The organism is Streptomyces sp. NPDC086519 (genome assembly GCF_040686075.1).
GTDB lineage: Bacteria > Actinomycetota > Actinomycetes > Streptomycetales > Streptomycetaceae > Streptomyces > Streptomyces shenzhenensis.
Genome location: NZ_JBFBJL010000003.1, coordinates 104,448 through 130,668 on the forward strand (window position 1 = coordinate 104,448; position 26,221 = coordinate 130,668).

Sequence of the window (26,221 nt, forward strand, 5' to 3'; positions counted from 1 at the left end):
TCCTTTCCGACCAGTCGGTCGGTCGCTCAGGAGGAGGGCTCGGTCACGGTGGACTCGCCGCGGCGGAGGGTCACCAGGGCCGCCCACACCATGGCCGCCAGCGGGATGACACCGGAGATGATCACCTGCCCCTGGCTGGAGACCACGCTGTTGGGCGTGCCGAGCAGGTAGCCGACGCCGATGCAGCTGCGGGACAGTGCCTGGAAGCAGGCCCAGGCGCTGCCGTGCACCTCGGCCGGCACGCGCGCGTGCACCGCGTTGCGCAGGCCGACGTTGCAGGCGCCGTTGCCGAAGCCCGCGATCAGGAACAGCGGGAAGATCACCGCGGCCACCGGGATCAGGCCGGTGAGCAGCAGCCCCAGGCCGATGCCCAGGACACCGCCGATGATGAGCAGGCTGTGCCGGTCCGACCAGCCCACGCGGCCCGCGAGCAACGCGCCCGGAACGGACCCGAGGGCCCAGGTCGCCAGGAAGAGGCCGAACATGGTGTCGTTGCCGTTGACGACGTCCCGCAGGTAGTAGACGCCCGCGACGTTCTCGATGCTGGTGGCGACCATCGCCGCCGCCAGCGCGGGCATCAGCGTGCCCACCACCGGCGCGTCGCGCAGCGCCCGGTAGCCGTCCGCCAGCCTGGTGGCGGGGCGGCGGCCGATCGCCACGTCCACGGTGCTGGGCACCGCCAGCACGGTGCAGCCCGCGAGCACCAGGAAGGACGCGGCGTCCACGGCGAGGAGCGCGGGGGTACCCCACAGGGAGTTCAGGAAGCCCGCCATGGGAGGGCCGATCAGGCCCGCGACGGACAGGCCGGCCGTCAGCAGGCTGTTCGCCCGGCCCGTGTGCTGCTCACCGGCCACGGCAGGCAGCATCTTGAACCCCGCGGCCACCGAGGCCACTCCGGCCAGCGCCGACAGCGCGACCAGGGCCACCCGCACATGGAACCCGCCGACCGCGGTCGCCGCACCCAGGGACAGCGCCTGGACCAGCAGCGCCCACAGGCAGACCGCACGCGCACTGAACCGGTCCACCACGGAACCGATCAGCGGTGCCGCGAGCACCGTCGGGATGAGCTCGGCGAGCATCACCTCGGTCACCCCGAAGCGGATGTCCCGGTCCGCCGCGTGCAGCACCAGGCCCAGGGTGGCGAGCGTGTCACCGAGACGGGAGAAGAGCGTTCCCGCGATGAGCACCTGCGCGGCGACCGGCATCGTGGCACCCGGGCGCAGCACGGCGAATGGCGCTCTCCGCGTCTTTTCCGTGTCCAATCGATTCCAATCCGTCTGCTTGCCGGGCCCATTCAGCCTGCTCGCGCATCAGATTAGGCCTGTTCGCACAGTGATAGAGCGTCCACCGGCCACCGGGACGGACTGCTTCCCGGCCATTGCGCGCCCCGCCCGAACCCGAGGCGGGATCCCAATTTCTCAGCCACGAGCAGCACTTCACCGGATGTCCACACATGTTCCACACCAACTCCTGCCGCGGTGACTCCGGAAGGTTCGTTCCGTACGTCACCCGGGATGATGTGCATCCGGGGCGTTCCGGACGTCCTTTCCGGGTCCGGCGGCGCCGGTGCGGGAGATCGGCGTGCCGATGTCCGTGTGGGAGCCGTAAAGCGTGTTTTTGGCCATTCGCTGGAGTTGCGGCGGTCTCTGCGGGTGGCCCTGATCCGCCCCCGTTCGCCGTTCCGGAAAGCGCCTTCTCGGTGTGCGGAGTTATCGATGCCGGCCAGATGAATGTCCGGAAAATGTCGGGACAACGAGTCCTCTCATTCCCCGCGGAGTGGAGAAAAAGGAACGAACCGGTATTTCCCGAAAGGGCCCCGGGGTCACCCTCCGGACACGGGTCCCCGCGGTGGGCCTGGGCCTGGGCCTGCCGCCTGACCGCCGGGTCTCCGCGCCGTCGAGGCATCCGCCGAAGTGCCGGATCGAGGTGGCCGGTCGAAAACCGGGTGCCGCGCCCCGCATCCCCTGTCTACACTCGCCGCATATCACCCACCGTAGCCGCGGAACGCGGTCCAGGTGCACTTCCATGACAAGTTCGGACGAACGAGGGGAGAGGGCCGTGCGAGACCGTACCGCCGTCGCCTCTCCCCGTTCCCGCTACGAGGTGATCCTCGTGTCCCCGTCCCCCCGGTGCCCGCTGCGCGGCCGGCACCGGACTCCGTGACGCGCGACCGGGTCAATCAACTACCGGCATATGCCTCGGTATTGACGTGCCGTCAGCCATGGCCGGCCAACTTCGCCGCACGGGAAATTGCGCTGCCCCCTCCGGAGCCATTCCGGGAACGTCATTCGAAAGGCATCGGGCCATGCGCACCGAACTCCACCCGAACTCCGTCACCCCTCTTGCCGCCGTTCGCAACCTGGGCATCCTCGCCCACGTCGACGCCGGAAAGACCACCGTCACCGAACGCATCCTCTTCGCCACCGGCACCATCCACAAACGCGGCGAGGTCCACGACGGCACCACCGTCACCGATTTCGATCCCCAGGAACGCGACCGCGGCATCACCATCTTCGCCGCGGCCGTCAGCTGCGCCTGGCACGGCCACCGCGTCAACCTCATCGACACTCCCGGCCACGTCGACTTCGCCGACGAGGTCGAACGCTCCCTGCGCGTCCTCGACGGCGCGATCGCCGTGTTCGACGCGGTCGCCGGCGTCGAACCGCAGAGCGAGTCGGTGTGGCGGCAGGCCGACCGGTACGGCGTCCCCAGGATCGCCTTCGTCAACAAGCTGGACCGCGCGGGCGCCGACCTCGACAGAGCCGTCGAGTCGATCCGCGGCCGTCTGCACCCGGCCCCGCTCGTCGTCCAGCTGCCCATCGGCACGGAGGACGGTTTCACCGGCGTCGTCGACCTCGTGCGCATGCGCGCGCTGGTCTGGGCGGACGCCGGCGGTACGGCGGTGACCGGACCGGCGGCCGGACCGGTGGCCGGACCGGTGGTCGGCCCGGTGCCCGAGGAGCTGCGCGCCGAGGCGGAGCGCCGGCGGCACGCGCTGGAGGAGACGGTGGCCGCGCTGCACCCGGCCGCGCTGGAGGAGTTCTGCGCGCCGCCCGGCCGGCTGTCCTCCGCCACCCTGGCCGGTGCCCTGCGCGACCTGACCCTGACCGGCGAAGGTGTCGTCGTCCTGTGCGGCTCCGCCTACCGGAACCGGGGCGTCGAACCGCTCCTGGACGCGGCCGTGGCGTATCTGCCCTCACCGCTCGACGTCCCCGCCGTGCGCGGTACCCATCAGGGCACGGAGCAGTGGCGATCCGCCGACCCCGAGGGGCCGCTCGCGGCGCTCGCGTTCAAGGTGACCGCGACCGCCACCGGCCGCCTCACCCACGTCCGGGTCTACTCGGGCACGATCGAGAAGGGAGACACCGTGTGGGACCCGGCGACGCGCCGTACCGAACGCGTGGCGCGCATCCTCCGCGTCATGGCCGACCGGCACCAGCCCCTCGACCGGGCGGTGGCCGGTGACATCGTCGCCGTCGGCGGGCTGAAGTCGGCCGGTCCCGGCGCCACGCTGTGCGCTCCCGACGCCCCGTTGCTCCTGGAGCCGCCGGCCGCCGCCGAACCGGTGGTCTCGGTCGCGGTCGAGGCCCGCCGCCGTACCGACACCGGCCGGCTGGCGCAGGCGCTGGCCCGGCTGGCCGAGGAGGACCCCTCGCTGGCGGTCCGCACCGACGCCGAGACCGGCCAGACCGTGCTGTCCGGGATGGGCGAACTGCACCTGGAGGTCGCGGTGGAGAAGATCCGGCGGGACGGCGGCCCCGAGGTCACGGTGGGGCGGCCACGGGTCGCCCTCAGGGAGACCGTGGCCCGCGGGGTGACCGGCTTCGTCCACCGGCACGTCCACCAGACCGGCGGCGCGGGGCAGTTCGCGCACGTCGTCCTGGACGTCGAACCTCTCGGGCACGAGGACGGCTTCGCGTTCCGGTCGGCGGTCGTCGGCGGCAGGGTGCCGCAGGAGTACGTCCGGGCGGTCGAGGCCGGCTGCCGGGACGCCCTCGCCGAGGGCCCCCTCGGCGGGCATCCGGTCACCGGGCTGCGGGTCACCCTGACCGACGGCTCGACGCATGTGAAGGACTCCTCCGACACGGCGTTCCGTACCGCGGGCCGGCTCGGCCTCCGGGAGGCCCTGCGGGCCTGTGCGATGACGCTCCTGGAGCCGGTCGCCGAGGTCACGGTGACCGTGCCCGAGGACGCGGTGGGCGGCGTGCTCGGCGACCTGGCCGCCCGGCGCGGCCGGGTCACCGGGTCCGTGACCCGGGGCGACACGGCGGTGCTCACCGCCACCGTGCCGCTGGCCGAACTGTTCGGCTACGCGACCCGGCTGCGCGGCCGCACCCAGGGCCGCGGCACCTTCACCAGCCGCCCGTCCGGCCACGCACCCGCGCCGGCCGCGGCACCCGCCCACTGACACCGGGCAGGGGCCGGGGACAACCTCCCCGGCCCTCGTGCCGTCCCCGCCCGTCATCGCCGTCCCCGCCCGTCATCGCCGTCCCGGCCCGTCATCGCCGTTTCCGGCCGTCATCGCCGTTTCCGGCCGTCATTGCTGTCCTGGGTCCTCGTGCCGTTCCCGGCCGTCATTGCTGTCCTGGGTCCTCGTGCCGTTCCCGGCCGTCATCGCTGTCCTGGGTCCCCGTGCCGTCCCCGGTCCTCATCGCCGTACCGATCCCCACCGCCATACCCCGCCCCCCATCTCCCACCCCCACCCCCCAACCGTCCTCCGGCCGCCCGCAATCGCCCGTCGAAACACAACCGTTGTGGAACGGCGGCCGGCCCCTCTCCGCGCAGGCCGTCCGGCTTCGGCCCAGGTCACGCCGTCGGGCGTGGGCGTACCGCCGCTCCGGAACCGGCTGCTCCCCGGCCCGCCTGCGCCGACACCCGTGCCGGATCCCTTGACGAGCTACCCTCCGGGGGATTAACTCACGTCCTAAATTAAGCCATGAGGGGCTTTGAAGCCGAACGTCGGCCCAGGCGTCCGCACTCGCGGGCGACGGCCTTCGCGAAGCCCTCTCGGGGTTCTCGACTCCCGGAAAGGCACAGCTGGAGCCATGCGCAGCATCCGAGCCGCGGCCGTAGGCGCCGTCACCATGTCTCTCGCCCTCGCGGCCACGGCCTGCGGTGGCGGTTCGTCCACCGGCGGCGGGTCCAACGACTCCCCGAAGACGCTGACCTACTGGGCCTCCAACCAGGGTGCCAGCATCGAGGTCGACAAGAAGGTGCTCCAGCCGGAGCTCGACAAGTTCCAGAAGCAGACCGGCATCAAGGTCAAGCTCGAGGTCGTGCCCTGGTCGGACCTGCTCAACCGGATCCTGACCGCGACCACCTCGGGCCAGGGCCCCGACGTGCTGAACATCGGCAACACCTGGAGCGCCTCGCTGCAGGCGACCGGCGCGCTGCTGCCCTGGGATTCCAAGAACCTCGCCAAGATCGGCGGCAAGGACCGGTTCGTCGACTCCGCGCTCGGCTCCACCGGCGCCGCGGGCAAGGACCCGGCGGCCGTACCGCTGTACTCGATGGCGTACGCGCTCTACTACAACAAGAAGATCTTCGCCGACGCCGGCATCTCCCAGCCCCCCGCCACCTGGGACGAGCTGATCGCCGACGGCAAGAAGATATCGGCGAAGGGCAAGTCGGTGCTGGGCGCCGAGGGCGGCAACGTCTCGGAGAACATCCACCACGTCTTCGTCTTCGCCAAGCAGCACGGCGCCGACTTCTTCACCTCCGACGGCAAGCCGGACTTCACCAACGACAACATCGTCACCGCGGTGAAGCAGTACATCGACCTGATGGCCAAGGACAAGGTCATCCCCACCGGTGACGCCGAGTACGCGCAGAACCAGTCGGTCAGCGACTTCGCCAAGGGCAAGCAGGCCATGCTGCTGTGGCAGTCGGCGTCCGCCAACCTCAAGTCGCAGGGCATGAGCGACAGCGACTACGGCATCGCGCCGGTGCCCGTACAGTCCGGCACCCCCGGCACCGGCACCCAGGTCAACTCGATGGTCGCCGGCATCAACATGGCGGTCTTCAAGAACACCAAGAACCTCGACGGCGCCGCGAAGTTCGTGAAGTTCATGACCAGCGACGACGAGCAGAAGATCCTCAACACCGCCTACAGCTCCATCCCGCCGGTCAAGACCGCCCAGCAGGACGCGGCCTTCAACACCCCCGCCAACTCCGTCCTGAAGAACACCCTCGCCACCAGCGCCGCGGCCCTGCCCCAGGTGGCCTCGGAGTCCCAGTTCGAGACGACCGTCGGTACGGCCGTGAAGAACCTGTTCGCCGACGCGGCCGCCGGGCGCGCCATCACCACCGACTCCGTGAAGGCCGAGCTGGAGAAGGCCCAGCAGCAGATGCCGGCGGCCTGAGCACCATGACGACCACCACCACCGCCGTAAAAGAGCCGGTGCGTGCGAACTCCTCCCGGGCGGCGGACGGTTCAGGCCGCCGCCCCGGGCGGATCCGCCGGATCGGGCTGCCCTACCTGCTGCTCCTGCCCGCCCTGCTGCTCGAACTCCTCGTCCATCTCATCCCGATGGTCATCGGCGTCGTGATGAGCTTCAAGGAGCTCACCCAGTTCTACATCCGGGACTGGACCACCGCCCCCTGGGCCGGGTTCGGCAACTACAGGATGTCCGTCGACTTCGACGCGCCGGTCGGCAAAGCCCTGTTGCACTCCTTCTTCGTCACCGTCGGCTTCACCCTGCTCTCGGTCGGCCTGTGCTGGCTGATCGGCACCGCGGCCGCGGTGTTCATGCAGGACACCTTCCGCGGCCGGGGCCTGCTGCGCGCCCTGTTCCTGGTGCCGTACGCGCTGCCGGTCTACGCGGCCGTCATCACCTGGGTGTTCATGTTCCAGCACGACAACGGCCTGGTGAACCACGTCCTGCACGACCAGCTGCACCTCACCGACAAGCCGTCCTTCTGGCTGATCGGCGACAACAGCTTCTACGCCCTGCTCACCGTGTCGGTGTGGAAAGGCTGGCCGTTCGCCTTCCTGATCGTGATGGCCGGACTCCAGAACATCCCGCGGGAGCTGTACGAGGCGGCCGCCCTGGACGGCGCCGGCATGTGGCAGCAGATCCGCCGCATCACCCTGCCGTCGCTGCGCCCGGTCAACCAGGTGCTGATCCTGGTCCTGTTCCTCTGGACGTTCAACGACTTCAACACGCCGTACGTCCTGTTCGGCAGGTCCGCCCCGGAGGCCGCCGACCTCGTCTCCGTCCACATCTACCAGGCCTCCTTCGTCACCTGGAACTTCGGCACCGGCTCGGCCATGTCCGTGCTCCTGCTGCTCTTCCTGCTGGTGGTGACCGGCGGGTACCTGGTCTTCACCTCGCGCGGACGGAGGACCGCGGATGTCTAGCCCCAGCTCGCCGATGGCCCCGCCGCGCTCCTTCCTCTGGTCCCGGCGGATCTTCCTCACGCTGCTCACCGGGTTCGTGCTGATCCCCGTGTACGTGATGATCTCCAGCTCGCTCAAGCCCCTCGCGGACGTCACCGGCAAGTTCCGCTGGCTGCCGAGCGGGCTGACCATCCGCCCGTACATCGACATCTGGTCGACGGTCCCGCTCGCCAAGTACTTCGTGAACTCGCTGATCGTGTCGGTCGCGGCGACCATCTGCTCGGTCGTCGTCGCGGTGTTCGCCGCGTACGCGGTCAGCCGCTACGAGTTCCGCGGCAAGAGGGTCTTCACGGTCACCGTGCTGTCCACGCAGATGTTCCCGGGCATCCTCTTCCTGCTCCCGCTGTTCCTCCTGTACGTCAACATCGGCAACGCCACCGGCATCGCCCTGTTCGGCTCCCGCGGCGGCCTGATCCTCACCTATCTGACCTTCTCGCTGCCGTTCTCGATCTGGATGCTGATCGGGTACTTCGACTCGGTGCCGAGGGACCTGGACGAGGCGGCCCTGGTGGACGGCTGCGGGCCGCTCGGCGCGCTGCTGCGGATCGTCGTACCCGCCGCGATCCCCGGCATCGTCGCGGTCGCCGTCTACGCCTTCATGACCGCCTGGGGCGAGGTGCTCTTCGCGTCCGTGATGACCAACGACACCACCCGCACCCTGGCCGTCGGCCTCCAGGGCTACTCCACGCTCAACGACGTGTACTGGAACCAGATCATGGCCGCCTCGCTGGTGGTGAGCGTCCCCGTCGTGGCCGGCTTCCTGCTCCTCCAGCGCTACCTGGTCGCCGGGCTGACCGCCGGCGCCGTCAAGTGAACCCTCCAGTTCCGAAGGGACTTTCGTGACCATCGACCTCGCCGCCCTCCCGCACGACTTCCTGTGGGGCACGGCAACCGCGGCGTACCAGATCGAGGGAGCCGTCACCGAGGACGGCCGTGGACCCTCCATCTGGGACACCTTCTCGCACACCCCGGGGAAGATCGCAGGCGACGACAACGGCGACGTCGCGTGCGACCACTACCACCGCTGGCGCGAGGACATCGAGCTGATGCGTCAACTGGGTACCAACGCCTACCGGTTGTCGATCGCCTGGCCGCGCGTGCGGCCCGGCGGCGACGGCCCGGTCAACGCCAGGGGCCTCGACTTCTACGACGAGTTGATCGACGTGCTGCTGGCGGCCGGCATCACCCCGTCGCTCACCCTCTACCACTGGGACCTGCCGCAGGCCCTCCAGGACCGGGGCGGCTGGACCGAGCGGCCGACCGCCGAGCACTTCGCCGCGTACGCCTCCGTCGTCGCCGGGCGCCTCGGTGACCGCGTCCGGCACTGGACCACTCTCAACGAGCCCTCCTGCTCGGCCTGGATCGGCCACCTGGAGGGCAAGATGGCCCCGGGCCTGACCGACCTCACGGCCGCCGTCCGCGCCTCCTACCACCTGCTCCTCGGCCACGGCCTGGCCGCCCAGGCGATCCGCGCCGCCGCGCCCGGTGCCGAGGTCGGCATCGTGAACAACCTCTCCACCGTGTTCGCCGCCTCGGACCGCCCCGAGGACGCGGCGGCCGTCCGCCGTCACGACGGGCACGTCAACCGCTGGTGGCTCGACCCGGTGCACGGCCGCGGCTTCCCGGCCGACATGGTCGAGACCTACGGCGTCGAACTCCCGGAGCGGCCGGGAGACCTGGAGACCATCGCCACTCCGCTCGACTGGCTGGGCCTGAACTACTACTTCCCGGCGTACGTGGAGGACGACCCGGGCGGCCCCGCGCCCTACGCCCGCTCGGTCCACCGCCCCGGCGTCCCGCGCACCGGCATGGACTGGGAGATCGACGCGAGCGGCATCGAGACGCTGCTGCTGCGCCTCACCGAGGAGTACGGCGCCCGCAAGCTCTACGTGACCGAGAACGGCTCCGCGTACCCGGACGTGGTCCGCCCCGACGGCACGGTCGACGACCCCGAGCGCCAGGAGTACCTGGTCGGCCACCTCGCGGCCTGCGCCTCGGCGGTCCGCAAGGGGGCCCCGCTGGCCGGCTACTTCGCCTGGTCGCTGCTGGACAACTTCGAGTGGGCGTACGGCTACGACAAGCGCTTCGGACTGGTCCACGTCGACTACCGCACCCAGGTCCGCACGATCAAGGGCAGCGGCCGCCGGTACGCGGACATCATCCGCGACCACCGGGGACAGGCCCGCCGGGCGGCCTGACACACACCGCGGTGGGCGCGGACCAGGGGAGTTCCGCGTCCACCGCAACCGTGGACGCCGGATCCGTGGACGCCGGATCCGTGGACGCCGGATCCGTGGACGCCGGATCCATGGACGCCGGATCCGCGGGTGCCGGACTCGCGCGGTGATCCGCGCCTCGCGCTTGGCATCGCGCACGCCCGTGCCAAGCCCCGGATGTACGAAGCCCCGGACTCGACCGTCGGCAACCCCTGCGGGCCGGATCAGGAGAGGAGCTTCAGGAGCTGGTCGTGGAGCGCGGCCGGGGCGGTGACGAAGCTCGCGGCGCCTGCTTGCCAGGGGTTGCCCTCGATGTCGGTCACCCGCAGGCCGGCCTCGGTGGCCACGAGAGAGCCGCCGAGGAGGTTGACGTCGTCGCGTCCGTACTCCCAGAAGGCGTCGATGCGGCCCCCGGCGGCGTCCGCGATCTGCCAGGAGGTGGGTCCGAGGTTGCGCACCGCCCCGGCATGGGGCAGGAGTGCCGAGAGTGAGCGGCCCGCGGCGTGAACGGCGTCCGGCTGGGCGGCCACGGTGGGCGGTTGACTGGTCGCCAGCAGAGCGAGCTCGAGATCGGTCTTGCGGGAGGGCTCGACCAGCCGGCCGTTGCGCCGGGCGCCGTACCCGCAGGCAGCGGTGTAGGTCTCACCTCGCACGGGCGAGTGCAGAACCGTCGCCACCGGCCGCAGGTCGCGCACGAGCGTGACGCTGACGGACCAGTACGGCAGGTCCTGCAGGAGTTGCACGGCCCCGTCCACGGCGTCGACGACCCAGACCTCGCCGTCCGCGGGGACGGCGTCGCCCAGTTCCTCGCCCCAGGCGGCGCCGGGACGCAGCCCGGAAAGGCGGGCGCGCAGCTGGTCGGCGGCGGGCCTGTCGAGCGCCTCGAAGTTGTGCGCGAACTCCGCCCACGTGGCGGCCGGCGCCGGGACGGGGGCGGCCCGCAGGAAGTCTCCGACCTCATGGGCGGCCTCCGTCATGGGCGCGAGCAGATCGATGTCCGACATGTGTCTCTCCCTGGCTGATGGGACGGGCATGTCTACGATCATCGACAGATGTGGCTGCGGTTGCGGTCAAAGACCCCCGTTGCCGAGCGGAACCTGCACATCAGCCGGGTGATCAGAGCGGATTGTGCCTCACAGCTCGGGTCACCGGTGGATTCCGGCCCGCTTGATCCACTGTCCGACCAGCACGGTGTCCGTGCCGGCGATGGAGCGTCCGCTCAGGTCCTCGGTGAGGAAGCGGTACAGCTCCCCGATGTCGCGGAACCACACGGCCACACACAGGTTCGCCCGCCCGGTCGTGGCCAGGGCTCCGTGGACGGCAGGGTGCCGGGCCAGGGACCGGCCGGTGGCGTCCAGGTGATCGGGCGGGACTTCCATCCAGGTGTTCGCGTCGATGTCCATGCCGAGCCGCTGCGGATCGACGAGGACCTGGGTACTGATCTGCCCCTGGGAGAACAGCGACGCCATCCGGCGGCGCACGGTGGACTCCGCGTGCCCGGTGCTGTGGGCCACCGCCGCCGCGGACAGTCTGCCGTCGGATTCCAGCGCGGCCACGATGTCCTCGTCCGTCGCGTCCAAATCCCGAAGGGGCTCGGACGGTTGAGGGCTTCGGGCCAGCATCTCGCGTTCCCGTGCGGTGAGCACGTCGAGCCGCCAGTCGCTCGCCTCGCAGAACACGTGCAGCACCGTCTGCGCCGTCACCGCCGTGACGGCGCCGGTGGCAGGCAGCTGCTGGAAGATCAGCCGGTTGCGGGGTTCGAAGGTGTGCAGCAGCACCGCCGAGATCTCGTCGCCGCTCGCCGACACGTCGACGAAGGGGATGTCCTCTCGTGCGGCCAGGGCGGACGTGATCGTGTCGAGCTTGCCGCGCAGGACCTTGACGCGCAGCATCGTCGCTCCCACATGCGGGCCACGAGTGCGGCGGGCCACCACGCGAACCGCGCCGCTGCCCGTCATGGACTTCAACCGGCGTTGCACCTCACGCGTGCTGTAGTCAAGGACGGACGACGCCTCCTCCGCGCTGATCCTGCCGTGGTACTGCAGCGCCGCGACCAGCCGCTGATCCCGCTCAGCGAGTACGTCCTGCGTCGGATGAGTCGACATGAGACGCAGTTTCGCTCATCGGGGCGGCACGGCGGACCGCGCGCAACCAGGGCGGCCCTCCGGCGCGGCCGGCCGATCGGCCTCAGCAGCCTCAGCAACGTCTGGCGTGCCACCCCGCCGCCCAAGGGCTCCGCACTTGCCGAGCTTAATCGAACGGACTAGTCTGTCTGATTAAGGAGGTCGAGCCATGGCGACACGGGTCAGGAAGACGAAGTCCGAGGAGAGGATCCTCACGGCGGCGGCGGAGCTGTTCTACGCGAACGGGCTGCGCGGTGTCGGCGTCGATCAGGTCATCGCGGCGTCGGGCGTCGCCAAGTCGACGCTGTACGTGCACTTCCGCACCAAGGAAGAGCTCGTCGCGGCGTACCTGCGCAGGACCGACGACTCCTGGATGGCACAACTGCAGGACGCCGCCGCGCGGAGCGGGGACGACCCCCGCGAGCAGCTCGTCGGGCTGTTCGACGCGCTGACGGATGCCTTCGACCGGCATGGCTTCTTCGGGTGTCCGTTCGTCAGCGCGGCCGTCGAGGCGGACCTGGACTCGGAGGCCCGGGCCATCACCGTGCAGCACACGCGGCGTCGTCAGGCCTGGCTGACCGAACTGTGTGAGCGCGCCGGCGCGAAAGCCCCCGCCGCGCTCGCCCGGCAGATCGGGCTTCTGATCGACGGCGCCCTGACCTCGGGACGCCTGCTCCAGGACCGCTCCGTCGTGGAGGAAGCGAAGTCGGCGGCACACCTGCTCGTCGGCAGTCACATCTGATCGCGGCCGGTACACCACCGTGCCGACCGCGCACACCCACCCAGCAAGACAGGAAAGAGGCGCAGCCATGCGCGCAGTGGTTCTCCGGGAGTTCGACACTCCGCTGGTCCTCAGCGAGATCGGCAAGCCCGTCGCCGGCCCGGGGCAGGTGCTTGTCAGGATCGAGGCCAGCGGCGTCAATCCCCTGGACACCAAGATCCGGGCCGGCAAGGCCGCCCACGCCCGGCGCACGCTCCCGGCCGTCCTCGGCTTGGACCTGGCCGGCGTGATCGAGGAGACCGGCCCCGGCGTCACGGACTTCGCCCCCGGCGACGAGGTCTTCGGCATGACCGGCGGCGTCGGTGACGTGCAGGGCACGCTCGCCGAGTACGCGGCCGTCGACGCCCGTCTGCTGGCCCGCAAGCCGGCCGCGCTCAGCATGCGCGAGGCGGCGGCCCTGCCCCTGGTCTTCATCACGGCCTGGGAGGGACTGGTGGACCGGGCGCAGGTCCACGCGGGACAGAAGGTCCTCGTCCACGGCGGAGCCGGCGGCATCGGCCAGGTGGCCGTACAGATCGCCCGGGCCCGCGGTGCCGAGGTCTTCGCCACCGCCTCGCCCTCCCGACGGGAGGTCGTCCAGCGCCTGGGGGCCACCCCGATCGACTACACCACCACCGCCGTGCAGGAGTACGTCGCCGAGCACACCGGCGGCGAGGGCTTCGACGTCGTCTTCGACACCGTCGGCGGCTCCGTGCTCGACGACTCCTTCGCCGCGGTACGCACCTACACGGGGCACGTCGTGAGCGCCCTGGGCTGGGGAAGCCACAGCCTCGCCCCGCTGTCCTTCCGCGGCGCGACCTACTCCGGTGTCTTCACCCTGCTGCCCCTCCTGACGGGGCGCGGTCGGGAACACCACGGCGAGATCATGCGCGAGGCGGCCGCGCTCGCCGCCGCCGGGGCACTCAAGCCGCTGCTCGACCCGAGGCACTTCACGCTCGCCGACGTCGCCGACGCCCACGCCGCCGTGGAGAGCGGCACCGCCCAGGGCAAGATCGTGATCGACATCAAGTGACCTGGTCCCGCCGATGACCGGGTGCCAAACACCGCCCGGTGACGGGCGCACAGGGAATCCCCAGGGGTGAGTGAACGGACTGTTCGTGCCTCGCGTATCCCCCACCGTGGGAGGATCGCTCACCATGAGTGCGTCACCGGCGGTACGGAGCCTGCGTGCCGCGGTGTTCGCCGCGGTGTGCGTGCTCCTGGCTGCCGCCGGGCACGGCCTCGCCATGGGGGACATGCCGCCGCCGTGGGCGGACGCGGCCGGGTTCGTCGTCGTGTTCGGCCTGGGGCGTGCCCTCGCGGGGCGGGAGCGCGGGCTGCCGGAGATCAGTGCCGGGATGCTGCTCACCCAGGCGGGTCTGCACCTCGGCTTCGACGCGGCGCGCCGGGTGACGCCGATGCACAGCACGCCCATGGCCGGCATGCCGCACATGGCCCCCACGCACATGAGCGGTCACCCCATGGCCCACATGGCGCAGTATCCGCACGCCGTGACCGCGCACGCCACCGTCGCCCATGTCGTCGCCGCGCTCGTCGCCGCCTGGTGGCTGCGGCGCGGCGAGGTAGCGCTGTGGTCGCTGCTGCGACGGACGGCCGCGCTCGTCCCCGGCCTGGCCGCCTGGTGGCACGACGCCCCGCTGCCCGCCCCGGTCGACGGCCTCCGTCCGGCCCCGGCCGGTCCGATACGGCCCCGTCCACTGCTCGCGCTGCGGCACGCGGTGAGCCGACGCGGCCCCCCGATCCCGATCCCGTACACCGTCCGACACCCGTAAGACGCTCAGACAGACTTCACTCGTACGGAGATCCCTTCACCATGCCTGCCATGCCTGCCATGCCTGCGACTCGCCGCGCCCTGCGCCGCGCCGCCGCCGTCACCGCGCTCACCGCCGCGTCGGTCCTCGCCGCCGCCGGTGCCGCCGCCGCGCACGTCACCGTCCACCCGGAGAGCTACGCCAAGGGCGCCACCGACGGCGTGCTGACCTTCCGCGTGCCCAACGAGGAGAACACCGCCGCCACCACCAAGGTCCAGGTCTACCTGCCCACCGACCACCCGGTCCTGGGCGTCCTCGTCACCCCGCACGACGGCTGGACCGCCAAGGTGACCACCACCAAGCTGAAGACGCCAGTGAAGACCGACGACGGCACCATCACCGAGGCCGTCTCCGACGTCACCTGGACCGGCGGCAAGATCGGCGCCGGGCAGTACGAGGACTTCGACATCGCCTTCGGCCAACTGCCCGAGGACACCGACCAGCTGACCTTCAAGACCCTGCAGTCCTACTCCGACGGCAAGGTCGTCCGCTGGATCGAGCAGACGCAGAGCGGCGACGACGAGCCGGAGAACCCGGCGCCGACGCTCAAGCTGACGGCCGCGGGTGACGACTCCGCCGCGGCCGCCGCGCCGGCCACCAAGACCAGCGCCAAGGCGACGGCTGCCGCCGACTCCAGCGACTCCACCGCCCGCGGCCTCGGCGTCGCGGGCCTTGTCGTCGGTGCCCTGGGCCTGGCGGCGGCCGCGTTCGCCGTCGTACGGACGCGGGGCGCACGGTCGTAGGCCAACGCCCGTTGGCAACCGCCCGTCGGCAACTTCCAGTAGGCCAACGCCTGTAGGCCAACGCCGGTAGGCAACCATCTGTAGGCCAACGCCGGTAGGCCAACACCCGTCGGCACACCAGAAGGGGCCCGGACCAACCCTCGGTCCGGGCCCCCTCCGCTGTCCCCGGGTCAGCGCACCGCCAGCTCCAGCATCTCGATCCCCTCGACGGACGTCTCCACGGACGCCTCGGCCGGCTCCAGCTCCGCCGGTATCCGCACCGCCTGCCGCGCGTTGCGCCACAGCCACACCACATCCCGCCCGAAGGACCACACCAGGGAGCCGAGCGCCAGCAGCACCACGCCCAGGTCGGCCAGGTACGGCAGCAGGTCCGCGCCCGCCAGCAGCAGGCAGATGCCCTGCATCGCGGCGACCGTCTTGCGGGCCATCGACGGCGGCAGCGGGGCGTTGAGCCAGGGCGCGACCCTCGCCGCCGCGACGAACGCGTAGCGCATCGCGCCGATCAGCAGCACCCAGGGCCCCAGCCGCGTGGAGACGTACACGCTCAGCACCAGGATCAGGAACGCGTCGACCTCCATGTCGAAGCGGGCGCCCAGGGCCGTCGACGTACCCGTCCTGCGGGCCACCTTGCCGTCCACGCCGTCGAGGATGAGGGCCACGGCCGTCAGGCCGACCAGGAGGGTGACCGGCGGGGAGCTCTCGAAGGAGTCGGCGACCAGGGCCGTCACGCCGCCGACCAGGATCGCGCGGCCGAGGGTCACCCGGTTGGCGGGGCCGAAGGAGCGGGGGCGGGTGCGGTGCAGGGCCCGGGAGAGCACCGCCCAGGTGGCAATCGCGAACGCGAGACCCGTCAGCCAGCCGGCCGGCCCCATGCCGATCGCCGTCCCGAGCAGGGCCAGCAACAGGATCTGCACGCCCGCTCCCACAGCGGTCTCCTGCTGGACCAGCCTGGCTTCGTAAGTGTTGTTCAGGGCCACCGCACGTCCTCCGGCCGAGTGACAGAGTCGATCAACGCCGCGTACTGTGCGCGGCCTGTGCACTTCATCGCTGTGCACATCTCGGTACGTGAACAACTTCCCGATCGTTCAGGAGGATGCCGATGAACCGCTCGGCCCGCGCGTTCTGGCTCCGCTCTCCGGGCCACGGAGAGCTGCGTGACGTCACCCTCGCGGAGCCCGGCGAGGGCGAGGTGCTGGTGCGCGCGCTGTACTCGGGAGTCAGCCGGGGCACGGAGACACTGGTGTTCCGGGGCGGGGTGCCGGAGAGCCAACACACCGTGATGCGGGCGCCGTTCCAGGAGGGCGAGTTCCCCGGTCCGGTCAAGTACGGCTACCTCAGCGTCGGCGTGGTCGAGCAGGGCCCCGATGGGCTGATCGGGCGTACGGTCTTCTGTCTGTATCCGCATCAGACGCGTTACGTCGTTCCGGTGAGCGCGGTGACGGTGGTACCGGAGCGGGTACCACCGGCGCGCGCGGTACTCGCGGGCACGGTCGAGACCGCGGTGAACGCCCTCTGGGACGCGGCGCCGCTGGTCGGCGACCGGATCGCGGTGATCGGTGGCGGCATGGTCGGCTGCTCGGTGGCCGCCCTGCTGGCCCGCTTCCCCGGCGTACGGCTCCAGCTGGTCGACGCGGACCCGGCCCGCGCCAGCACGGCCGAGGCCCTCGGCGTGGACTTCGCGGCCCCCGAGGACGCCCTGGGCGACCGCGACCTGGTCGTCCACGCCAGCGCCACCGAGCAGGGCCTCACCCGCGCGCTGGAACTCCTCGCGCCCGAGGGCACGGTCCTCGACCTGAGCTGGTACGGCGACCGGCGGATCGCCCTCCCGCTCGGCGAGGCCTTCCACTCCCGCCGGCTCACCCTGCGCAGCAGCCAGGTCGGCACCGTCTCCCCGGCCGCCCGCTCCGGCCGCACCTACGCCGACCGGCTCGCCCTGGCCCTGGACCTGCTGGCCGACCCGGCGCTGGACGCCCTCATCACCGGGGAAAGCACGTTCGAGGAGTTGCCGGAGGTGCTCCCGAAACTCGCCTCCGGGCAGATCCCGGCCCTCTGCCACCGGGTCCGCTACGGCGACCTCGGCTGACGGAACGTCCCGTCACGTCCGCCGCGCACCCCAAGAGGTCCTGACCTGAGAAAAGGGTGAGAGTGGACTGAACGCGGGGAAGCCAAGAGCCGTATTAAGGGCATCCCCCGGCAGGGATCAGCCGGGGGACCAGACGCGCCGCACCTGGAGGGTCGTCCGTTGTTCAGCATCACCGTCCGCGATCACATCATGATCGCCCACAGCTTCCGCGGCGAGGTGTTCGGACCCGCGCAACGACTGCACGGCGCCACGTTCCTGGTGGACGCCACCTTCCGCCGTGAGCAGCTGGACGACGACAACATCGTCGTCGACATCGGTCTTGCCACCCAGGAACTCGGCGCCGTGGTCAGCGAGCTGAACTACAGAAACCTCGACAACGAGCCCGACTTCGCCGGGATCAACACCTCCACGGAGTTCCTGGCGAAGGTCATCGCGGACCGGCTCGCCGAGCGCATCGAGAAGGGCGCGCTGGGCGAGGGCGCCAAGGGCCTCGCCGGACTGACCGTCACCCTTCACGAGTCGCACGTCGCCTGGGCGAGTTACGAGCGTGCCCTGTGACCGACATGACCGTCGGCCGCAAACCGGCCCTCACCTACGTGCCCGCGCAGCGCGCGGCCGCCACCGAGAACAACGCCCCGGCGACCATCGGGATCCTCCCCATGTCCCTGCGCACCGTGCACTTCGTCATGCCGGGCGGTGTCGACGACCCGGCCAACCCGAGCGGCGGCAACGCCTACGACCGGCGGGTCTGCCTGGACCTGCCCGGCTTCGGCTGGCAGGTCACCAGGCACGCGGTGCCCGGGGCCTGGCCGCGCCCGGACACCGCCGCCCGCGACGCCCTCGCCCGCACCCTGCGGGAACTGCCCGACGGCTCGGTCGTCCTGCTGGACGGTCTGGTGGCCTGCGGGGTCCCGGAGATCGTCGTACCGGAGACGGAGCGGCTGCGGCTCGCCGTCCTCGTCCATCTGCCGCTGGGTGACGAGACCGGCCTTGAGGCGGCCGTGGCCGCCGACCTGGACGCCCGGGAGCGCGCGGTGCTGCGCGCCGTACCGGCCGTGATCGCGACCAGCGAGTGGGCGGTGCGGCGGCTGGTCTCGCACCACGGCCTGGCCCCCGACCGGGTCCATGTGGCCGCCCCGGGCGCCGACATCGCCCCGCTGGCCGCCGGCACCGACGGCGTCTCGCACCTGCTGTGCGTCGCCGCCGTCACCCCGCGCAAGGGCCAGCACCGGCTGGTCGAGGCGCTCGCGGCGGTCCGCGACCTGCCGTGGACCTGCACCTGCGTCGGCGGGCTCGACCAGGCTCCCGAGTACGTCGCCCATCTGCGGTCGCTGATCGCGGAGCACGGGCTGACCGACCGGCTGCACCTCGCGGGACCGCGCGCCGGCGCCGGCCTCGACGCCAGCTACGCGGCCGCCGACCTGATGGTCCTCACCTCGTACGCCGAGACCTACGGCATGGCGGTCACCGAGGCCCTCGCCCGCGGCATCCCGGTGCTCGCCACCGACGTCGGCGGACTGCCCGAGGCGGTCGGCCGGGCCCCCGACGGCGGGGTACCCGGCATCCTCGTGCCGCCGGAGGACCCCGCCGCGCTCGCCGCCGAACTGCGCGGCTGGTTCGGCGAGGCGGACGTACGCCGCCGTCTCAAGGCCGCCGCGCGCGGCCGCCGGGCGGCACTCGACGGCTGGGCGGCCACCGCCCGCAGCCTGGCCGGAGTCCTGCTGCGGCTCCCCGACGAACCCAGGAGGGCGGCATGACCGGCGAGACCACGACCACTGCTCCGGTCGGCGCGATTCCCGCGCAGCCGGGGCCGGCGGATGTCACGGACGCAGGAGTGGGACGAGGGAGCGAACAGGTGTCTTCCGAGGTGATCGCCGGGGCCGGTCCCGTCGTCCGGACGGACGAGCGGGCCACCGTACGACTGCGCGAGACCGGGCCGGAGGAGCCGCCCCGGTACGCCCCCGAGTGGCTGGAGCTGCGGGAGAGCGCGGACGCGGCGGCCCGGTCGCACGATCTGCTGGACCCGCTGCGGATCCGGCTGGCCAACCTGCCCGGCAAGGCGGGCGGGCTGGTCGTGCACGACCTGGGCTGCGGCACCGGCTCGATGGGCCGCTGGCTCGCGCCCCGCCTGGACGGCTCACAGCACTGGGTCCTGCACGACCGCGACCCCTACCTGCTGCACTTCGCCGCCGTCGCCTCGCCCCGCGCGGCCGCCGACGGCAGCCGGGTCACGGTGGAGACCCGGCGCGGCGACGTCGCCCGGCTCACCCCGGACGCGCTGGTCGGCGCCTCCCTGGTGACCGCGTCCGCGCTCCTGGACGTCCTCACCCGGGAGGAGGTCGACACACTCGCCGAGGCCTGCACCGGGGCCGGCTGCCCCGCGCTGCTCACCCTCTCGGTCGCCGGGCGGGTGGAACTGACGCCCTCCCACCCGCTGGACACCGAGATCGCCGAGGCGTTCAACGCCCACCAGCGGCGCGGCGGACTGCTCGGCCCGGACGCGGTCACGGCCGCCTGCGAGGCGTTCGCCGACCGGGGTGCCACCGTGAAGGTGAACCCCAGCGCCTGGCGGCTCGGCCCCGACGAGAAGGCGCTCACCGGGCAGTGGCTGCGCGGCTGGGTCGGCGCGGCCGTCGAGGAGCGCCCCGAACTGGCCGGGCGCGCCGAGGCCTACCTGGCCGAGCGGCTCGCCGCCAACGCGGCCGGTGAACTGCGGGTCGTGGTGCACCACAGTGACCTGCTCGCGCTCGCCCGGCCGACCGGAGGCACCTCATGAGCACCCCCACCCTGGTCCGGCAGGCCGCGCCCGTCGCCCCGCCGGTCATGCCCCGGCGCCTCAGCCTCCGGGCCGTCCGCACCCACCTGGGCACCCTCGCCGGAGCCGCCATCATCGCCGTGCTGCTGTGGCGGCTCGGCACCGGCGTCTTCCTCGAAGGACTGCGCCGGATCGACACCCCGACGCTGGTCATCGGCCTGGTGATCGGCGCGGTCACGACCGTGCTGAGCGCCTGGCGCTGGCAGTTGGTGGCCCGCAGCCTCGGTCTGCGGCTGCCGCTCGGCCCCGCCGTCGGCGACTACTACCGGGCGCTGTTCCTCAACGCGGCCCTGCCCGGCGGGGTGCTCGGCGACGTGCACCGCGCGGTCAGGCACGGGCAGAGCGAGGGCGACATCGGGCGCGGGGTCCGCGCGGTCGTCCTCGAACGCGCCGCGGGGCAGATCACGTTGACCGTGTTCGGCGCGGGCGCGCTGCTGATCCTGCCCTCGCCGGTCCGGGACGAGGTGCGCAGCTTCGCCCCGCTGGCGGCGGCCGGGGTGGCCGGCGCCTGCGCGATCGTGATCGCCATCCGGATGAACAAGTCCCCGGGCGTGCGCGGCGGCGCCCTGCGCGCCACCCTCGGCGAGGCCCGCCGCGCGCTGCTGTCGCGCAGGAACACCCCGGGCGTCGCGCTGTCCTCGGCGGTCATCCTCGCCGGGCACGTCGGGATGTTCGTGGTGGCCGCGCGGGTCGCGGGCTCGGCCGCTTCCGTGGCGGTCCTCGTCCCGATCTCCGTCCTCGCCCTGGTCGCCATGGGCCTGCCGCTGAACGTCGGCGGCTGGGGCCCCCGGGAGGGCGTCACCGCCTGGGCGTTCGCCGCGGCCGGCCTCGGCGCGGACAGCGGGTTCGCCACCGCCGTCGTCTACGGCGTCCTCAGCTTCGTGGCGGCCCTGCCGGGCCTGGTGGTCCTGGTCCTGCGCTGGTACGCCGGACTGCGCTACTCCCGCCCGGCGGTGAGCAGTTCGAAAAGCGCGCCGAAGGAATCCGCGAAGCTCGCCAGGAGTTCCTTCCCCTTTTCCGCCGACCCCAGGGAAGGGCGGCCGATGACGCCCGACTCGGTATAGGCGGACATTCCCAGGGTGAGGAGATGACGACGGTCGTCAGCGGTGAAATCGGCGGACTCGTAACCAGGGCGGACCAATTCGGGATGAGCGTGCAGCAGAATGGAGGTCTCGATTTCCCCGGCATGCATGTCGGTGAGCGCGGAGGTCTCCACCCCGGCCCGTACGAGCGCCGCCTCCCAGTCCTCCACGGCCGGGTACAGGGCCAGCCGCTCGCCCCGCGCGGACGCCTCCTGTACGACGTTGCCCAGCACGTAGTTGCCGCCGTGGCCGTTGACCACGACCAGTGCCTCGACGCCCGAGCGGCGCAGCGAGTCGGCGATGTCCTTCACCACCGCGTGCAGTGTCACCGCGGAGATGCTGACGGTCCCCGGCCAGGCCGCGTGCTCGTGCGAGCAGGAGACGGTCACGGGTGGAAGGAGGTGCACCGGGTACCCGGCGGCGATCTCCCGGGCGACGGCACAGGCGACGAGGGTGTCCGTCGCGAGCGGGAGGTAGGGACCGTGCTGTTCGAAGCTCCCCACGGGAAGGACGGCGACCTGTGTTGAAACGCCCGCCCCCCTGGTCCGTACCTCTTCCGTAGTGTCCGCCGGCAACGAGCCGTATGCCGCCGTACGCGCGCCCGAACCACTCATCTTTTCATGGCCTTTCGTCTCTGCTTAGGAATCAGATCATGACAGAAAACATCGGCGTACTCGGCACGAAGTCCCCACGGCGTTCGGGCGTGGAACGCGTCGTCAATGCACCGCTGCCCACCGTGTACGGGAAATTCCAGGCGATCGGCTACCTGGACCACGACCGCGGTGACGAGCAGGTCGCCCTGGTCTACGGGGACATCGGCAGCGACCGGGTGCTGACCCGGCTGCACTCCGAGTGCCTGACCGGGGACGCGTTCGGCTCCCAGCACTGCGAGTGCGGCGACCAGCTGGCCGCCGCGCTGCGCGCGGTCGTCGCCGAGGGCAGCGGCATCGTCGTCTACCTGCGGGGCCACGAGGGCCGTGGCATCGGCCTGCTCGCCAAGCTGCGCGCGATGGCCCTGCAGGCGGAGGGCCTGGACACGGTCGAGGCCAACCTCGCGCTCGGCCTGCCCGTCGACGCCCGCGACTACGGGGTCGCCGCCGGCATCCTGCGCGACCTCGGGGTGAGTTCGGTACGCCTGATGTCCAACAACCCGCGCAAGCGGGAGTCGTTGGTACGGCACGGCATCGAGGTTGCCGAAACGGTCCCGCTGCTGATCGAGCCGTGCGAGAACAACATCACGTATCTGCGCACGAAGCGTGAGCGCCTCGACCACGTGCTGCCCCACCTCGACGCGGTGGCGCACTGGTCCTGAGACACCGTTGACCGCCCGGCCTGCCGGGGAAGGATCGGGTCAGACCGACAGGAGGTGCGCGCGTGGACCTTCGGGCCCAGGTCGTGATCATCGGCGGCGGGGTGATGGGTACCAGCATCGCCTGGCACCTCGCGAGCGCGGGCGTCCGCGACGTCGTCCTCGTCGAACGCGACGAACTCGCCGCCGGATCCACCTCGAAGGCCGCGGGCGGGGTGCGCGCCCAGTTCTCCGACGAGCTCAACATCCAGCTGGGCGCGCGGAGCCTGGAGGCCTTCGCCCGCTTCGGCGAGGAGATCGGGTACGACATCGGGCTGCGCCGCGTCGGCTACCTGTTCCTTCTCTCCACCCCCGAGGAGGTCGCCTCCTTCGAGGCGGGCGTCCGGCTGCAGAACCACCTCGGTGTGCCCAGCCGGATGCTCACCCCGAAGGAGGCGGCCCGGCTCTCCCCGCTGATCGCCACCGACGGAGTGCTGGCCGCCGCGTACTCCCCGGACGACGGCCACTGCACGCCCGAGTCCGTCGTGCACGGCTACGCGGCCGCCGCCCGCGCGCACGGCGCCCGCGTACTGCGCCACACCGAGGTCACCGGCATCGAACGGGACGGCGCGTACCTCACCGCCGTGCACACCACCCTCGGCCGGATCGCCACCGGCACGGTGATCTGCGCGGCCGGCGCCTGGTCGCGGGCGGTCGGCGCGATGGCCGGTGTCGACCTACAGGTGCAGCCGCTGCGCCGTCAGATCGCGGTCACCGAACCGGTCCCGGGACTGCCGCCGGCACTTCCCATGACGATCGACTTCACCACCAGCCTGTACTTCCACGCCGAGGGCCCGGGGCTGCTGCTCGGCATGTCCGACCCCGACGAACGGCCGGGCTTCGCCACCGACACCCACGACCGCTGGATCCCGCGCCTGTACGCGGCGATGGAACGCCGGGCTCCCGCCCTGCTCGACCTGCGCCGCACCGGCGGCTGGGCGGGCCTGTACGAGAACACCCCGGATCACAACGCCCTGATCGGTGAGGCGGCCTCGGTCTCCCGGTTCCTGTACGCCACCGGGTTCTCCGGCCACGGCTTCTTGCAGGCACCGGCGGTCGGTGAGGTGATCCGCGACCTGTACCTGGGCCGGACGCCCTTCCTGGACGTCGGCCCGCTCGGCGCCGGCCGGTTCGCGGCCGACGCCCCGCGCCCGGAGTCGAATCTGGTCTGATCCCGCCCGGTCGGACGGCGCTCAGCCCTGGATCGCCTCGTGGACCAGCCGGCGCAGCTCCGGGAAGATCTTCAGGGTCTTCGGCCGTACCTGGGTGTGGAACTGCACGGTGAGGTCGTGGGCGGGGTCGACCCAGAACGCGGTGGTGGCCGCGCCGGTCCAGCCGTAGGCGCCGAGGCTGCTCGGGGACTGGGTGCGGTCCGGGTCGATCACCACGGAGACGCCGAGTCCGAAGCCGAGTCCGTCGTTGCCGGGTTCCCGGTGGACCGGGGCGCCGTAGGCCCGCAGATCGGCCCCGCCGGGCAGGTGGTTGCTGGCGAGCAGCCCGACCGAGGCGGGGGACAGCAGCCGCACGCCGTCCAGTTCGCCGCCCCGGCGCAGCATCTCCATGAAGCGGTGGTAGTCGTACGCCGTCGCCGCGAGGCCGCCGCTGCCGGACAGCAGACGGGGGCGGCCGCGCAGCGGCAGGCCGGGGATGGCCTCGATGCCGCCGCCCTCCGTCTCGCCGTACAACTCCGAGAGCCGGTCCGCCTGTTCGGGCACGATGTGCAGGCCCGCGTCCGGCATGCCGAGCGGCCGGAAGATCCGCTCGGCGAAGAACTCGTCGAGTCCCTGCCCGGAGACCACCTCGACGACGCGGCTGAGCACGTTGAAGCCGACCGAGTAGTTCCACTGGGTGCCCGGCTCGAACTGCAAGGGCATGCGGGCGTACACCGCCATCGTCTCGGCGAGGTCCGCGCCGGCCGGCACCGAGAACTCCAGGCCCGCCTCGCGGTACCGGGCGTCCACCGGGTGCGTGCGGTAGAAGGCGAAGGTCAACCCGGCGGTGTGGGTGAGCAGATGGCGGATCCGGATCGGCCCGTCGGCCGGCCGGGTCACCATGTCGTCGCCGGAACCGGACACGTGGACCCGCGGGGCGGCGAACTCGGGCAGGAAGCGGTCGACCGGGTCGTCCAGCGACAGCAGCCCGTCCTCCACGAGCAGCAGCACGGCGACCGCGGTGACGGGCTTGGTCATGGAGTAGATCCGCCAGATGGTGTCCGCCTCGACCGGCAGTCCGGCCGCGCGGTCGCGGTGGCCCTGTGCGGTGAGATGGGCGACCCGGCCGCCGCGTGCCACCGCCACCAGGTAACCGGGCAGCCGCCCTTCGTCGACGTAGTGGGCGAAGTGCTGGTCGAGGCGGTCCAGCGCCTTCACGTCCAGCCCGACCTCACCGGGGTCGACTTCCTGTCGCAGCTGTGCCATCGCTCTCCTTGGGTCGTGTCGTCCGCGGTGCGGTCCGACCTCGGACCTCATCGTCGCGCAGGAGGAGCGGAATGGTCCCGCTCATCCACGTGTGGTGTGACGGACGCTATAGAGGAGGCGCCGGAAAAGCGGACGTGTCACCGCCGCGCCGACCACGGCCGGCAACGCCCTTACGAGCAGCGGCTACACCGCCGGAGCCGGCACCCAGCGGCCGCACCCGCCGGACGGCGCGGCCCCGGGCGAGGGACGGGCCGGCAGCGGGACGCCGGTCGCGAGGAGCGCCGGTTCCCGGTCCCGCCCGGCCAGGGCGAGCACCCCGAAAGGCGCCGTCGCCGGCATGTGCGGGAAGCGCACCGACCGCCCGCCCGCCGGCCGAGGGACTTCGCCTGCGGGTACGCGCGGGAATGCGCGGCGGGCGCGGCGCGGTTGCACCGGACATGACCGAGGACGCTCTTCTGGAGCTGCTTGCCGAAGGACACGACGGGGTGCTGGTCACCCTCAAGAGCGACGGCCGCCCCCAGCTGTCCAATGTCAACCATGCGTACTACCCCGACGAGCGGACCGTACGCGTCTCGATCACCGAAGACCGCGCCAAGACCCGCAACCTGCGCCGCGACCCCCGCGCCTCCTACCACGTGACCAGCTCCGACCGCTGGGCCTACACGGTCGCCGAGGGCACCGCGGAACTCTCGCCGGTGGCCGCGGACCCGTACGACGCGACAGTCGAGGAGCTCGTCCGCCTCTACCGCGACGTCCGCGGCGAGCACCCCGACTGGGACGACTACCGCGCCGCCATGGTCCGCGACCGCCGGCTGGTGCTGCGGCTGCGCGTGGAGCGGGCGTACGGCATTCCGCGCGCCTGACGAATCGGGGCGGCGGGGCCTAGGACCCGTGACCGAGGGCGATCGGCCGATGGCCGCGCGCGGGCCGGGCACCTAGGCTGCCGAGCGGGAAACGGCAGCTCGGGAAGAAGAGGTCACGATGTCCGTCGACGGTCGCAGTCACATCCGGATCGCCCGGCCCTCCCGGGACCTGGCGGCGGCCGAGCGGTTCTGGGTGGGAGGGCTGGGGCTCGGTGTGGTGTGGCGGGCCGAGGGCGGGCCGGAACCGGGTGAGCACGACCTCCTGATGGTGGGCTGGGCGGACGCCGACTGGCATCTGGAGCTGGTGCACGAGCCCGCCCGGCCCGTCGAGCCCCGGCCCACCGAGGAGGACCTGCTGGTGATCTACGTCGACGGTCCGGTGCCGGCGGACCTGGTGGCCCGGCTGGAGGAGCACGGCGGCAAGCGGGTGCCCTCGCCGAACCCGTACTGGAACCAGTGGGGGATCACCGTCGAGGACCCGGACGGCTACCGGTTGGTGCTCTGCGAGCGGGGCTGGTCCAACGCGTAGGGGGCGGTGAA

At 71.9% G+C, this 26,221-nt stretch carries 23 protein-coding genes and 1 pseudogene; 18 read left to right on the forward strand and 6 right to left on the reverse strand.

The window, feature by feature from the left end:
* Window positions 1-26 precede the first annotated feature (26 nt).
* Window positions 27-1,205 (reverse strand): MFS transporter, encoded by a 1,179-nt coding sequence (locus AB0P24_RS04790; protein ID WP_365790761.1) that lies wholly within the window; start codon window positions 1,203-1,205, stop codon window positions 27-29.
* A gap of 1,100 nt (window positions 1,206-2,305) precedes the next feature.
* Between AB0P24_RS04790 and fusA the strand changes: the two genes are divergently transcribed.
* The 5 genes from fusA (at window position 2,306) to AB0P24_RS04815 (ending at window position 9,597) form a co-directional block, all read left to right on the forward strand.
* Complete coding sequence (gene fusA, locus AB0P24_RS04795; RefSeq protein WP_365790762.1) at window positions 2,306-4,408, forward strand: elongation factor G; 2,103 nt, start codon at window positions 2,306-2,308, stop codon at window positions 4,406-4,408.
* Window positions 4,409-5,045: 637 nt separating this feature from the next.
* Window positions 5,046-6,362 (forward strand): sugar ABC transporter substrate-binding protein, encoded by a 1,317-nt coding sequence (locus AB0P24_RS04800; RefSeq protein ID WP_365790763.1) that lies wholly within the window; start codon window positions 5,046-5,048, stop codon window positions 6,360-6,362.
* A 5-nt stretch (window positions 6,363-6,367) separates the two neighbouring features.
* Entirely contained in the window at window positions 6,368-7,360 is a 993-nt protein-coding gene (locus tag AB0P24_RS04805; RefSeq protein ID WP_365790764.1) for a sugar ABC transporter permease, read from the forward strand.
* A complete protein-coding gene (locus AB0P24_RS04810) occupies window positions 7,353-8,213 on the forward strand; it encodes a carbohydrate ABC transporter permease (RefSeq protein WP_365790765.1) in 861 nt (286 codons plus the stop codon). Before AB0P24_RS04805 ends, AB0P24_RS04810 begins: the two co-directional genes overlap by 8 nt.
* Window positions 8,214-8,238: 25 nt before the next feature.
* Window positions 8,239-9,597 (forward strand): GH1 family beta-glucosidase, encoded by a 1,359-nt coding sequence (locus AB0P24_RS04815; protein WP_365790766.1) that lies wholly within the window; start codon window positions 8,239-8,241, stop codon window positions 9,595-9,597.
* A gap of 242 nt (window positions 9,598-9,839) precedes the next feature.
* Here AB0P24_RS04815 and AB0P24_RS04820 read toward each other — a convergent pair whose 3' ends face one another.
* Window positions 9,840-10,619 (reverse strand): inositol monophosphatase, encoded by a 780-nt coding sequence (locus AB0P24_RS04820; RefSeq protein WP_365790767.1) that lies wholly within the window; start codon window positions 10,617-10,619, stop codon window positions 9,840-9,842.
* A gap of 141 nt (window positions 10,620-10,760) precedes the next feature.
* Entirely contained in the window at window positions 10,761-11,720 is a 960-nt protein-coding gene (locus tag AB0P24_RS04825; RefSeq protein WP_365790768.1) for an Lrp/AsnC family transcriptional regulator, read from the reverse strand.
* Between the two features lie 187 nt (window positions 11,721-11,907).
* Here AB0P24_RS04825 and AB0P24_RS04830 point away from each other — a divergent pair, with 187 nt between their 5' ends.
* From AB0P24_RS04830 to AB0P24_RS04845, 4 genes are all read left to right on the forward strand, one after another.
* Complete coding sequence (locus tag AB0P24_RS04830; RefSeq protein WP_365790769.1) at window positions 11,908-12,480, forward strand: TetR/AcrR family transcriptional regulator; 573 nt, start codon at window positions 11,908-11,910, stop codon at window positions 12,478-12,480.
* 67 nt (window positions 12,481-12,547) lie between these two features.
* Window positions 12,548-13,531 (forward strand): zinc-dependent alcohol dehydrogenase family protein, encoded by a 984-nt coding sequence (locus AB0P24_RS04835; RefSeq protein ID WP_365790770.1) that lies wholly within the window; start codon window positions 12,548-12,550, stop codon window positions 13,529-13,531.
* Window positions 13,532-13,655: 124 nt separating this feature from the next.
* A complete protein-coding gene (locus tag AB0P24_RS04840; protein ID WP_365790771.1) occupies window positions 13,656-14,291 on the forward strand; it encodes a hypothetical protein in 636 nt (211 codons plus the stop codon).
* Between the two features lie 59 nt (window positions 14,292-14,350).
* On the forward strand, window positions 14,351-15,073 hold the full coding sequence (locus tag AB0P24_RS04845; RefSeq protein ID WP_365790772.1) for a YcnI family protein: 723 nt from the start codon (window positions 14,351-14,353) through the stop codon (window positions 15,071-15,073).
* Between the two features lie 170 nt (window positions 15,074-15,243).
* On the opposite strand, the gene AB0P24_RS04850 is transcribed toward AB0P24_RS04845, so the two are convergent.
* A complete protein-coding gene (locus AB0P24_RS04850; RefSeq protein WP_365790773.1) occupies window positions 15,244-16,050 on the reverse strand; it encodes a CDP-alcohol phosphatidyltransferase family protein in 807 nt (268 codons plus the stop codon).
* Between the two features lie 122 nt (window positions 16,051-16,172).
* Between AB0P24_RS04850 and AB0P24_RS04855 the strand changes: the two genes are divergently transcribed.
* The 5 genes and pseudogenes from AB0P24_RS04855 to AB0P24_RS04875 form a co-directional block, all read left to right on the forward strand.
* Window positions 16,173-17,156 carry a dehydrogenase gene (locus AB0P24_RS04855; RefSeq protein ID WP_365790774.1) on the forward strand — a complete coding sequence of 328 codons (984 nt, stop codon included), beginning with the start codon at window positions 16,173-16,175 and terminating at the stop codon, window positions 17,154-17,156.
* Window positions 17,157-17,315: 159 nt separating this feature from the next.
* On the forward strand, window positions 17,316-17,714 hold the full coding sequence (locus AB0P24_RS04860; protein WP_046728401.1) for a 6-carboxytetrahydropterin synthase: 399 nt from the start codon (window positions 17,316-17,318) through the stop codon (window positions 17,712-17,714).
* Window positions 17,711-18,913 carry a glycosyltransferase family 4 protein gene (locus AB0P24_RS04865; protein WP_365790775.1) on the forward strand — a complete coding sequence of 401 codons (1,203 nt, stop codon included), beginning with the start codon at window positions 17,711-17,713 and terminating at the stop codon, window positions 18,911-18,913. The genes AB0P24_RS04860 and AB0P24_RS04865 overlap by 4 nt, the downstream gene beginning before the upstream one ends.
* Window positions 18,910-19,932, forward strand: coding sequence for a trans-aconitate methyltransferase (locus tag AB0P24_RS04870; protein ID WP_365790776.1), 1,023 nt, complete (start codon window positions 18,910-18,912; stop codon window positions 19,930-19,932). The genes AB0P24_RS04865 and AB0P24_RS04870 overlap by 4 nt, the downstream gene beginning before the upstream one ends.
* Window positions 19,933-19,979: 47 nt before the next feature.
* Window positions 19,980-20,810, forward strand: a pseudogene (locus AB0P24_RS04875) (lysylphosphatidylglycerol synthase transmembrane domain-containing protein); the annotation flags it as partial.
* 98 nt (window positions 20,811-20,908) lie between these two features.
* Here the strand turns inward: AB0P24_RS04875 and AB0P24_RS04880 are convergent.
* Window positions 20,909-21,667: a creatininase family protein gene (locus AB0P24_RS04880; protein ID WP_365790777.1), complete on the reverse strand. Its 759-nt coding sequence runs from the start codon at window positions 21,665-21,667 to the stop codon at window positions 20,909-20,911.
* A 38-nt stretch (window positions 21,668-21,705) separates the two neighbouring features.
* Between AB0P24_RS04880 and ribA the strand changes: the two genes are divergently transcribed.
* A complete protein-coding gene (gene ribA, locus AB0P24_RS04885; protein ID WP_365790778.1) occupies window positions 21,706-22,365 on the forward strand; it encodes a GTP cyclohydrolase II in 660 nt (219 codons plus the stop codon).
* 62 nt (window positions 22,366-22,427) lie between these two features.
* Window positions 22,428-23,573: an FAD-binding oxidoreductase gene (locus tag AB0P24_RS04890; protein ID WP_365790779.1), complete on the forward strand. Its 1,146-nt coding sequence runs from the start codon at window positions 22,428-22,430 to the stop codon at window positions 23,571-23,573.
* Between the two features lie 21 nt (window positions 23,574-23,594).
* Here AB0P24_RS04890 and AB0P24_RS04895 read toward each other — a convergent pair whose 3' ends face one another.
* Entirely contained in the window at window positions 23,595-24,818 is a 1,224-nt protein-coding gene (locus AB0P24_RS04895) for a serine hydrolase domain-containing protein (RefSeq protein WP_365790780.1), read from the reverse strand.
* Window positions 24,819-25,255: 437 nt separating this feature from the next.
* On the opposite strand from AB0P24_RS04895, the gene AB0P24_RS04900 reads away from it, so the two are divergent.
* Window positions 25,256-25,681, forward strand: coding sequence for a PPOX class F420-dependent oxidoreductase (locus AB0P24_RS04900; protein ID WP_365790781.1), 426 nt, complete (start codon window positions 25,256-25,258; stop codon window positions 25,679-25,681).
* A gap of 118 nt (window positions 25,682-25,799) precedes the next feature.
* The gene (locus AB0P24_RS04905) at window positions 25,800-26,210 is read left to right on the forward strand and encodes a VOC family protein (protein ID WP_365790782.1); all 411 of its coding nucleotides are present in this window, start codon (window positions 25,800-25,802) and stop codon (window positions 26,208-26,210) included.
* Window positions 26,211-26,221 lie beyond the last annotated feature (11 nt).

Excerpts from the sequence above, each read along its gene's own strand:
- AB0P24_RS04840 (WP_365790771.1), top strand. The coding sequence starts at position 13,656 with ATGAGTGCGTCACCGGCGGTACGGAGCCTGCGTGCCGCGGTGTTCGCC.
- AB0P24_RS04845 (WP_365790772.1), top strand. The coding sequence starts at position 14,351 with ATGCCTGCGACTCGCCGCGCCCTGCGCCGCGCCGCCGCCGTCACCGCG.
- AB0P24_RS04900 (WP_365790781.1), top strand. The coding sequence starts at position 25,256 with ATGACCGAGGACGCTCTTCTGGAGCTGCTTGCCGAAGGACACGACGGG.
- AB0P24_RS04805 (WP_365790764.1), top strand. The coding sequence starts at position 6,368 with ATGACGACCACCACCACCGCCGTAAAAGAGCCGGTGCGTGCGAACTCC.
- fusA (WP_365790762.1), top strand. The coding sequence starts at position 2,306 with ATGCGCACCGAACTCCACCCGAACTCCGTCACCCCTCTTGCCGCCGTT.
- AB0P24_RS04830 (WP_365790769.1), top strand. The coding sequence starts at position 11,908 with ATGGCGACACGGGTCAGGAAGACGAAGTCCGAGGAGAGGATCCTCACG.
- AB0P24_RS04905 (WP_365790782.1), top strand. The coding sequence starts at position 25,800 with ATGTCCGTCGACGGTCGCAGTCACATCCGGATCGCCCGGCCCTCCCGG.
- AB0P24_RS04790 (WP_365790761.1), bottom strand. The coding sequence starts at position 1,205 with ATGCCGGTCGCCGCGCAGGTGCTCATCGCGGGAACGCTCTTCTCCCGT.
- AB0P24_RS04835 (WP_365790770.1), top strand. The coding sequence starts at position 12,548 with ATGCGCGCAGTGGTTCTCCGGGAGTTCGACACTCCGCTGGTCCTCAGC.
- AB0P24_RS04870 (WP_365790776.1), top strand. The coding sequence starts at position 18,910 with ATGACCGGCGAGACCACGACCACTGCTCCGGTCGGCGCGATTCCCGCG.
- AB0P24_RS04810 (WP_365790765.1), top strand. The coding sequence starts at position 7,353 with ATGTCTAGCCCCAGCTCGCCGATGGCCCCGCCGCGCTCCTTCCTCTGG.
- AB0P24_RS04895 (WP_365790780.1), bottom strand. The coding sequence starts at position 24,818 with ATGGCACAGCTGCGACAGGAAGTCGACCCCGGTGAGGTCGGGCTGGAC.
- ribA (WP_365790778.1), top strand. The coding sequence starts at position 21,706 with ATGACAGAAAACATCGGCGTACTCGGCACGAAGTCCCCACGGCGTTCG.
- AB0P24_RS04825 (WP_365790768.1), bottom strand. The coding sequence starts at position 11,720 with ATGTCGACTCATCCGACGCAGGACGTACTCGCTGAGCGGGATCAGCGG.
- AB0P24_RS04820 (WP_365790767.1), bottom strand. The coding sequence starts at position 10,619 with ATGTCGGACATCGATCTGCTCGCGCCCATGACGGAGGCCGCCCATGAG.
- AB0P24_RS04880 (WP_365790777.1), bottom strand. The coding sequence starts at position 21,667 with ATGAGTGGTTCGGGCGCGCGTACGGCGGCATACGGCTCGTTGCCGGCG.
- AB0P24_RS04855 (WP_365790774.1), top strand. The coding sequence starts at position 16,173 with ATGAACCGCTCGGCCCGCGCGTTCTGGCTCCGCTCTCCGGGCCACGGA.
- AB0P24_RS04800 (WP_365790763.1), top strand. The coding sequence starts at position 5,046 with ATGCGCAGCATCCGAGCCGCGGCCGTAGGCGCCGTCACCATGTCTCTC.